Annotated in this window: 11 protein-coding genes; 10 read left to right on the forward strand and 1 reads right to left on the reverse strand. The window is 57.5% G+C overall.

Annotation, left to right across the window (positions count from 1 at the left end; genetic code table 11):
* The 4 genes from WCA53_RS04050 to WCA53_RS04065 all read left to right on the forward strand — a co-directional run.
* Positions 1–1367 (forward strand): type II secretion system protein GspD (locus tag WCA53_RS04050; RefSeq protein ID WP_423905727.1); only part of this gene is annotated, 1367 nt, incomplete at its 5' end.
* Positions 1333–1851 carry a type II secretion system protein gene (locus WCA53_RS04055; RefSeq protein ID WP_423905730.1) on the forward strand — a complete coding sequence of 173 codons (519 nt, stop codon included), beginning with the start codon at positions 1333–1335 and terminating at the stop codon, positions 1849–1851. The genes WCA53_RS04050 and WCA53_RS04055, both read left to right, overlap by 35 nt.
* A 7-nt stretch (positions 1852–1858) precedes the next feature.
* Positions 1859–2242: a type II secretion system protein gene (locus tag WCA53_RS04060; RefSeq protein WP_423905734.1), complete on the forward strand. Its 384-nt coding sequence runs from the start codon at positions 1859–1861 to the stop codon at positions 2240–2242.
* Positions 2236–2706, forward strand: a complete 471-nt coding sequence (locus WCA53_RS04065; protein ID WP_423905738.1) for a type II secretion system protein — start codon at positions 2236–2238, stop codon at positions 2704–2706. Before WCA53_RS04060 ends, WCA53_RS04065 begins: the two co-directional genes overlap by 7 nt.
* Positions 2707–2946: 240 nt before the next feature.
* On the opposite strand, the gene WCA53_RS04070 is transcribed toward WCA53_RS04065, so the two are convergent.
* Positions 2947–3282 (reverse strand): hypothetical protein, encoded by a 336-nt coding sequence (locus tag WCA53_RS04070; protein ID WP_423905741.1) that lies wholly within the window; start codon positions 3280–3282, stop codon positions 2947–2949.
* A gap of 329 nt (positions 3283–3611) precedes the next feature.
* Here WCA53_RS04070 and WCA53_RS04075 point away from each other — a divergent pair, with 329 nt between their 5' ends.
* The 6 genes from WCA53_RS04075 to WCA53_RS04100 form a co-directional block, all read left to right on the forward strand.
* The gene (locus WCA53_RS04075; protein WP_423905744.1) at positions 3612–4181 is read left to right on the forward strand and encodes a hypothetical protein; all 570 of its coding nucleotides are present in this window, start codon (positions 3612–3614) and stop codon (positions 4179–4181) included.
* Positions 4182–4533: 352 nt separating this feature from the next.
* Positions 4534–4887 carry a winged helix-turn-helix domain-containing protein gene (locus tag WCA53_RS04080; protein WP_423905746.1) on the forward strand — a complete coding sequence of 118 codons (354 nt, stop codon included), beginning with the start codon at positions 4534–4536 and terminating at the stop codon, positions 4885–4887.
* 128 nt (positions 4888–5015) lie between these two features.
* The gene (locus tag WCA53_RS04085) at positions 5016–5396 is read left to right on the forward strand and encodes a single-stranded DNA-binding protein (RefSeq protein ID WP_423905748.1); all 381 of its coding nucleotides are present in this window, start codon (positions 5016–5018) and stop codon (positions 5394–5396) included.
* 145 nt (positions 5397–5541) lie between these two features.
* Positions 5542–5682 carry a hypothetical protein gene (locus WCA53_RS04090; protein ID WP_423905751.1) on the forward strand — a complete coding sequence of 47 codons (141 nt, stop codon included), beginning with the start codon at positions 5542–5544 and terminating at the stop codon, positions 5680–5682.
* A gap of 212 nt (positions 5683–5894) precedes the next feature.
* Positions 5895–6317 (forward strand): DUF302 domain-containing protein, encoded by a 423-nt coding sequence (locus WCA53_RS04095; RefSeq protein WP_423905755.1) that lies wholly within the window; start codon positions 5895–5897, stop codon positions 6315–6317.
* A gap of 209 nt (positions 6318–6526) precedes the next feature.
* The coding region (locus tag WCA53_RS04100) for a dihydrolipoyl dehydrogenase (RefSeq protein ID WP_423905759.1) at positions 6527–7886 on the forward strand (1360 nt) is incomplete at its 3' end.

Genomic DNA, 7886 nt, shown 5'->3' on the forward strand with positions numbered 1-7886 from the left:
CTATCCTTCGCCTGATCGACCTATACGACATTGCCAGCCCGGAAGTGATTCTCGAGGTGGAAGTACTAGAGGTTAATTCCAACGATCTGCTCAACTTGGGCATCCAGTTTCCAACCAGTGTCAGCGCGAGTCTCGTCGGGCCGGCCGGCGTGCCTGCCAGCCTGACCATCGATCAACTGAAAGGCTTGAATCGAGACAGTTTTCCGTTGACCTTTCCAGATCCCTTCGCTGTCCTGAACCTGCGTCAGACCAGCGGCAGTACACACACGCTGGCGAACCCGCGGATTCGCGTGCTTAACCGAGAGAAGGCCAGCGTGATGATTGGCGACAAGGTACCCGTGATTACATCCACAGTGAACCAGACATCAAATGCCATCACCGAATCGGTCAGCTATCTTGATGTCGGCTTGAAGTTGGAAGTGGAACCTGAAATTCATATCGACAACGACGTGACGATGCGAGTCGCACTGGAAGTCAGCAACATTATCAAGGAAGTCCGCTCGTCCGCCACTGGCCTGCTCGCTTATCAGATTGGTACGCGGAACGCGAATACCGTGTTGCGCCTGCGTGACGGTGAGACCCAGGTACTAGCTGGATTGATCAAAACCGATAGCCAGGAATCCGGGACCCATATTCCTGGTATAGGAAAAAGTCCAGTACTTGGGCGGCTCTTTTCTAACAGCAGCGATACCAACGCGCGCTCCGAAATCGTTTTGCTCATCACCCCGCATGTGACGCGCTCGCTGGCGGTGCCGGGTTCCTATGCGCAAGCGTTCCCAAGCGGTACCGCTGAGCAGGTATCGGCTCGCCCGCTGCGGCTGACACCCGCCGCCCAATACAGTGATTCCGATAGCTTGCCTGCCGCGGCCGCACCGCCGGCGGACTCCCCAGTCATCCCGCCGCCCGCATCTGGACCAGGCACCGCTGCTATCGCATCGTCCTCAGTCGTGCACGTCTCGACCGACCCGACAAACCCGCAAGGCAAAACAAACGCTGTACGTTTCGACCTCGCCGTGCCCTCTCAAGCTGCGCCGAAAACCAGCTTCACCGTGAATTTGCTAGCCGACGGCCCCAGCTTTGAAAAAGCAGAACTGGACCTCATGCTGGACCAGCCAGAGATCCAACTGCTCAAGGTTGAGCCGCGCGCGGGTGTCGCGCTCGATGTGACGCAGGACGGCAACAGGCTTCATATTTCGATCGGTAAAGCGGCAGCCGATGGCTCCCTCGCAATGATCACGTTTCAGGCAGATCACGCGTCGAATGGGCCGCTTAACCTGTCATTGCAAAATCTGAAGGTAGAGAACGAAGACCATGCACCCTTGATCGCTACCGTTGCACTTCCCAAACAGATTTTGGTGTCGCCGTGAGATGAAGCAGAGAACTCTCAACTCCGGTTTTACCCTGATCGAGATGATCGTCACTGTCGCGCTGGTGGCGATCATTGCTTCGGTCGCAACACCGTTCGTCAAGATGCATGAGCAGCGTGAGAAAGAGCGCGAACTAAAACAAGCGCTGCGAGAGATCCGGACCGCGATTGATGTCTACAAACAGGCGGGCGACGAGGGCCGGATTGCGCGTTCGTTCGATTCGACCGGTTATCCACGATCCTTGGAAGAACTGGTGAAAGGTGCGGCGGATAAGCGCGACCCGAAAGGCCGAAAGATATTCTTCCTCCGCAGCGTGCCACGCGATCCGATGAATCCGACGCTATCCGGTTCCGCTCAGGACAGCTGGGGTAAGCGCAGCTATTCCAGCGAAGCCGACGATCCGCAAGACGACGGCGATGTGTACGACGTGTTTTCGTTGAGCGACAGAAAGGGAGCTAACGGCATTCCTTATCGAAAATGGTGAAAAGAATATGGTCCTACAAAGGCAGAATCGTGGCTTTACGCTGATTGAACTCCTGGTGGTGCTGGCGATCATAGCGACGCTGCTCTCGATCGTCGCGCCACGCTACGTTCATCAGGCCGATCGAGCAAAGGAAGCGGCCTTGAAAGAGAATCTGTCAGTCCTGCGCCGGTCACTGGACGCGTATTACAGCGATACCGGCAAGTATCCGGAAAAACTTTCTGCGCTGATCGAGCGGCGCTATCTGCGCGCCTTGCCGCTGGATCCGGTGACCAATCGCTCCGATAGTTGGGCGCCAGTGGCGGGTGCCGACGAAGACGATAAAACGATCGTCGATGTGAAGAGTGGCGCGCAAGGCAAGGCGCTCGACGGCACGGAATACAACTCGTGGTGAACGGCCGCCCGAGTATCACGCGCCAGCGGGGCGTTACTTATTTATGGGCACTGCTGATGGTGCTGTTCATCACGCTGGGTCTTGGCAAGCTGCTGGAGAATGTCGCAAAAACGAATAAGCGCGCCCGTGAAGCGGAACTGCTGTACACCGGGAATCTGTATCGGGACGCAATTCGGCAATACTCTCAGAGCACGCCAGTCGGCGCCAAGCCGTATCCGGAGAAACTCGATAATCTGCTGCGCGACCCACGTTATCCCGTAGTACGCCGCTATCTGCGCAGGCTCTATCCGGATCCGGTCACAGGGAACGCATTTATCCCGATTCCCTCGCCGGACGGCGGCGTGATGGGTGTGCACAGCGCGTCGCTGCTGAAACCGGTCAAGACGGCCGGATTTCGGACGGATCAGGCGGCATTTGCAACGGCACCGAGTTACGTGCAGTGGGAGTTCACTTACGCGCCATGAGTGCTATTGCAAGGAAAATCTCATGGGTCGACAGATGCTTTCGTCGTACGCGACATCTGCTGCAAAGGCCAAACCGCGCCTGCTGTCACGGATCTTTCAGGCCGTATCGTCTACCCAGCGCAGAAACTCTGGTCGAAAGCGCAGACCGTGACCTGTCCAGTAACACAATAAAATAGGCCACCCGGCTTTCGCCGGATGGCCTATTCGCGTGGGGCTAGTACCCCATATTGAATCCGGCTGTCAGCCGTGGTGATCGTAATGGTCGTAGTGATGCGGGCCGCCGTGGTAGCGATAATACTCATCGCGAGTCCAGTACCGATGACCGTCGTAATAACGACCGCCATACCATCCGATCGCGATAGTCGGCGCATACACCGCCGGCGGTGCTGCATAGACAACGGCTGGCGGGGGAGGCGGCGGCGACACATAAACGGGCTGAGGCGCCACATAAACCGGCGCGACCGGCACACCGATATTTACGCCGACGCGCACTTGCGCCATGGCTGCTTCAGACAATCCGAGCGCAGCGCCTGCGACGGTGCCCGCTATCAGGAGTTTTTGGATGTTCTTTTTCATAGGAGCGCACCTCAACAAAGTGAATTCGTTGACTTAAATATAGCGGATTGCTTGCCCCAAATTGTTTCACGTTCGTAACGTCAGATTACGGTTTGCTGCACGCTGAAACATAACGATTTGTAAGGTTTATGATTGAGATTTCGCAACCTTGCCGCGCGTTAAGTCGAGTTGAGTGCGTTAGGTCGAGTCGCGTCATAAATGCGTCTACCCAATAACCCGTCCGACATTCGCGGTTAAAATGACACGCTACCGAAACTCGTTCAGGTCGACGCATCCAGCTCGATGCACTTCCGAATCCCTTCAATCCTGCGTCGTCCGCCCCTTCCCCTTTGATACATATATTCCGCCATCATCTTGCTGTCGCGTGCGGCACCGCTGTCGTCTTTCTCCTTACTCTCGTAGCCAACGAATGGATCTTCCGGCATTCAGAGTTTGTTCGCGGGGTCAATTGGGTTTATCTGCCGGCGGGAATTCGTCTTCTATTCACGCTTCTGTTCGGCGAGGCGGGTGCGATCGGCATCCTGGTGGCGTCGTGGATAAGCTGCTTTGCCTACTATTTTCCCGACGATCCCGTGCGTGCCACATTCGGCGGAATCATTTCCGCGCTGGCGCCGTATCTCGTGTATCTATTTGCCACGCGCAAGCTCGGATTAAACACATCGCTTTCAAATCTCACCGCCGGCAAACTGTTGTTGCTCATCCTGCTCTATTCCGTTGCAAGCCCGGCATTGCACCAGGCATGGATCGCATTGAGCGGCGACACGGAGAAGCTCGGCGAGCGCTTTCTAGTGATGTTTATCGGCGATCTGAGCGGAACGCTCATTCTTATCTATACGCTCAAGCTTGGCCTTTGGCTCGCCACGGTAGTGCACGGATCGGCCCAGCGCACATGGCGATGACGCCACACGGTGGCATCTATACTCACCGCATTCACCCAGCATTTACGCGGAGCTATGCACCCCCAAAATTGTTTCGAGTTCGGGCATTAACGCCCGACGCCCTTTCGCGTAGATTGTCTACGCCCCTCATGGATGCCCGGCGCATAAAGCTGCGTCGCCCTGCTGTCATGCAGGGCGACGCGCCTTTTTCTTATGCTCTCTCAGGTCCACCCCATCACGCGCGCTTTGGATGCTCCGGACGCGCATTTCCATGGATTGATCGTAACATTTTATTATCAAGATGATAAGTGACTTTCATGAGACTGTTTCAATCGAATGCTATGATCACCTACTGCATTTCATGGGTGATCACATGTCGAAAAAACACCTTGTCGATGCTTATTTCCGCTTCTTGAATCTCGCGCAGGCGGTCCAGGCGTTGCCGTCGGTGCCCAAGCTCGACGCCGCCGAAGAGCGCTTGCTTGAAGCGCTGACGGCGGCCTGGCACGCGGGGCGAACACTGACCGTGACCGAAACCATGGCACTCTCGGTTGCCGGCGCTCCGGCAACAGTCCATCGCAAGCTCGCACGACTGAGACACGAGGGTCTTGTGTCTGTGGACGAGTCCGCCGCGGATTTGCGAACAAAAATCGTCGTCCCGACAAAAAAAGCGCTCGAGTACTTCGAAAAGCTCGCCGCGTGTCTCGATGAAGCAAAGCAGAAGTAAGTGTTACCGAAGGCAGTGGTAGATCAAGACCCGTGCTCGTAGTCGTTTGTTAGGAACGTGCATGAGCGCGTTTGAGCCGAACCAACTCGTTGCGCGGCAGCAGAAATCGAAGTTTCCAGGGAAACACAATGATCGATGGCCTGATTTCCGGGCGTCTCTACGGTACGGCGCAGGTCCGCACCGGCCAGCATGGCACGCACTTCGTAACATGCAGAGTGCGAGCTACGGCGGGTGACAGCGAGAGCCTGTTTGTCAACGTGATCGCCTTCGACGATATCGTCAAGGACGCGCTTCAGGCACTCGACGACGGTGACAGCGTGTCGCTCGCGGGCGCGCTCACACCGAAGGTCTGGACGGACAAGCAGGGCAACGTCAAGCCCGCGCTGGATATGGTCGCGCATGCGGTACTGACCGCGTATCACGTACAACAAAAACGCCGCGCAGTGCGTGGCGAATCGGACGACGCCGATCCGCTCGACCCGGAACCGCTGGACGACGGCGACCTTTGAGCGAATTCGCTCGATCCACGAAACGATTTATTGCCGCGTGAAAATTAATTTATCGTCGATGCCAGGCGATAATTGACTCCGTGACGGACCGCGCAATCGGCTCGCTTTCGTCTTACTTTCCCCTTGTCATAACAGCAGAACGCTAATGAATTCATCGAATACCAACGCTTCAAACCACGCTCAACCCACCGTGCGCGCGACACGCTCGCTCACCATCATGCAGACAATGGGAATAGTCGGGGCGATCGGATTGATCGGCTCGATGCTTCTTCATTGGTTCGTCTGAACCCCCTTTGCGTAGGAACGGCGTCGCGAGTGGCGCCACCCCCTGCATCCCTACATTTGCCTGTCACCGCCTCTACCAGCCTGATCCCGACGCCCGATAAGAACGCCATCCTTACCGTACACTGCCAAGACGCGATAGTGATCGCGGTCGGATTCCATCGCACGGACGCACGCTCCACCGCCCATCGATCAGCTTGATGTATGAGGTACGCCATGCCCCTGCAAACAGCCACTCCCGCCGAATTCCCCTCTTCCGTGTTGACGCTGCAAAGCGAACACGATTTTCAGACGACTATCGGTCGCTTGAAAGAAAATCTCAAACTCCGCGGTGTGACGCTGTTTGCGGAAATCGATCAAGCCGCAGCCGCCGCGCAAGTGGGAATGCAGTTGCGTCCGACGACCGTGCTGCTGTTCGGGAACCCGCTAGCGGGAACACCTGTTATGGACGCCAATCCATACGCGGCCCTCGCGCTGCCGCTAAAGGCTGTCATCTGGGAGGATGAACGAGAAGCCGTGCACATTGCCTATGAAGACGTCGCCAAGACCCTTGGGCCACAGTACGGCATTACTTCGTCGCTCTATGCGCCGCTAGCCGGAATGCCGGCACTTTTTCGCTTGATCGCAGGGCTTGGCTAGCCCTCCCGCGCCCACCGCGTGATTCGAGTGCGAAGCGCAGCCGCGTGCCCTGTACGCCCGTACACCCGTACGCCGGAATCGGACACGCGCTATCCGCCTTGAGCCGATTCAGCATCTATCCAAGCCTTTTGAGCATTTGCGACAGCCCGCTCACGCCGTAGAGTAGCCACATGCATCAATCACGGCTTTCTCTTGGAGCGTGCAAGGTCATGAAAACAGTTCAAATCGATGTCGCCATCATCGGCGCAGGCAGCGCCGGTCTTTCTGCATACCGTTCCGCCAAAGCGGCGAGCGCGTCCGTTTTACTCATCGAGGGTGGCGCATACGGTACGACTTGCGCTCGCGTCGGCTGTATGCCGTCTAAGCTTTTGATCGCCGCGGCTGAAGCAGCGCATTCAGCCATCAGCACGCGCCCCTTCGGTATCCATATCGATGGGCCGATTCGCGTCGATGGAAGCGAAGTGATGCAGCGCGTGCGCAGCGAGCGCGACCGCTTCGTCGGGTTCGTAGTCGACAGCGTGAACAATATTCCGGTTACGGACCGCCTGGTAGGACACGCAAGTTTCATTGCGGACGGATTGATCCAGGTAGGAGACCATACGATCGTGAACGCTAGCCGCGTAGTGATCGCAACCGGCTCTTCTCCCCACGTACCGGAGATTTTCCGCTCTCTCGGCGACCGCGCAATCGTCAATGACGACGTATTCGAATGGACCGACCTTCCGCACAGCGTCGCGGTGGTCGGCGCCGGCGTGATCGGACTCGAACTGGGTCAGGCGCTATCGCGCCTCGGGGTACGGGTAAGCATTCTTGGCGCCCGTGGCCGCGTTGGCCCCCTCTCCGACCCGGCGATCCGCGACTATGCTGAACAGGTCTTCAGTGACGAGTTCCGCTTCGAACCCCATGGAGACGTTTGCGCTGCATCGCTTGAAGACGGGCGCGTACGACTGCGCTATCGCGTGGGCCGTTCGGAGCTCTTCGAAGACACCTTCGACTATGTCATTGTTGCTGCCGGCCGCAAGCCCAATGTCGCTAACCTCGGGTTGAACAACACGTCACTTCCCCTCGACCTTCGTGGCGTCCCCATTTACGATCCGTCCACCCTGCAAGTGGGTCGCCAACCTGTGTTCATCGCAGGCGACGCCAATGGCATCTTGCCGCTGTTGCATGAAGCAGCGGACGAAGGCCGGTCCGCCGGAGAGAACGCCGCGCGCTTCCCCGCCGTGCTGCCGTTGCATCGGCGCGCGCCGATTAACATGGCATTCACCAGCCCCGGCATTGCGATGGTCGGCGCCCGTTACGTCGACCTCGTGCCAGGTAGCTTCGTCACGGGAGAAGTGAGCTTCGAGGACCAGGGCCGCAGTCGGGTCATGCTGAGAAATCGCGGCCTGATGCACGTGTACGTCGATCGGGAAAGCCGCCGATTCCTGGGAGCAGAATGGATCGGTCCGGACGCCGAGCATATTGCTCACTTGCTTGCATGGGGACTTCAAATGAATCTGACGGTCGACGAAATGCTTGCCATGCCGTTCTACCATCCTGTCGTTGAGGAAGGTTTGCGGACTGCCC

The sequence above is a fragment of the Caballeronia sp. genome (genome assembly GCF_049581465.1).
GTDB lineage: Bacteria > Pseudomonadota > Gammaproteobacteria > Burkholderiales > Burkholderiaceae > Caballeronia.

Bases quoted from the DNA above. Each gene is read 5' to 3' on its own strand.
- WCA53_RS04080 (WP_423905746.1), top strand. From the start codon at position 4,534: ATGTCGAAAAAACACCTTGTCGATGCTTATTTCCGCTTCTTGAATCTC.
- WCA53_RS04085 (WP_423905748.1), top strand. From the start codon at position 5,016: ATGATCGATGGCCTGATTTCCGGGCGTCTCTACGGTACGGCGCAGGTC.
- WCA53_RS04060 (WP_423905734.1), top strand. From the start codon at position 1,859: ATGGTCCTACAAAGGCAGAATCGTGGCTTTACGCTGATTGAACTCCTG.
- WCA53_RS04095 (WP_423905755.1), top strand. From the start codon at position 5,895: ATGCCCCTGCAAACAGCCACTCCCGCCGAATTCCCCTCTTCCGTGTTG.
- WCA53_RS04070 (WP_423905741.1), bottom strand. From the start codon at position 3,282: ATGAAAAAGAACATCCAAAAACTCCTGATAGCGGGCACCGTCGCAGGC.
- WCA53_RS04090 (WP_423905751.1), top strand. From the start codon at position 5,542: ATGAATTCATCGAATACCAACGCTTCAAACCACGCTCAACCCACCGTG.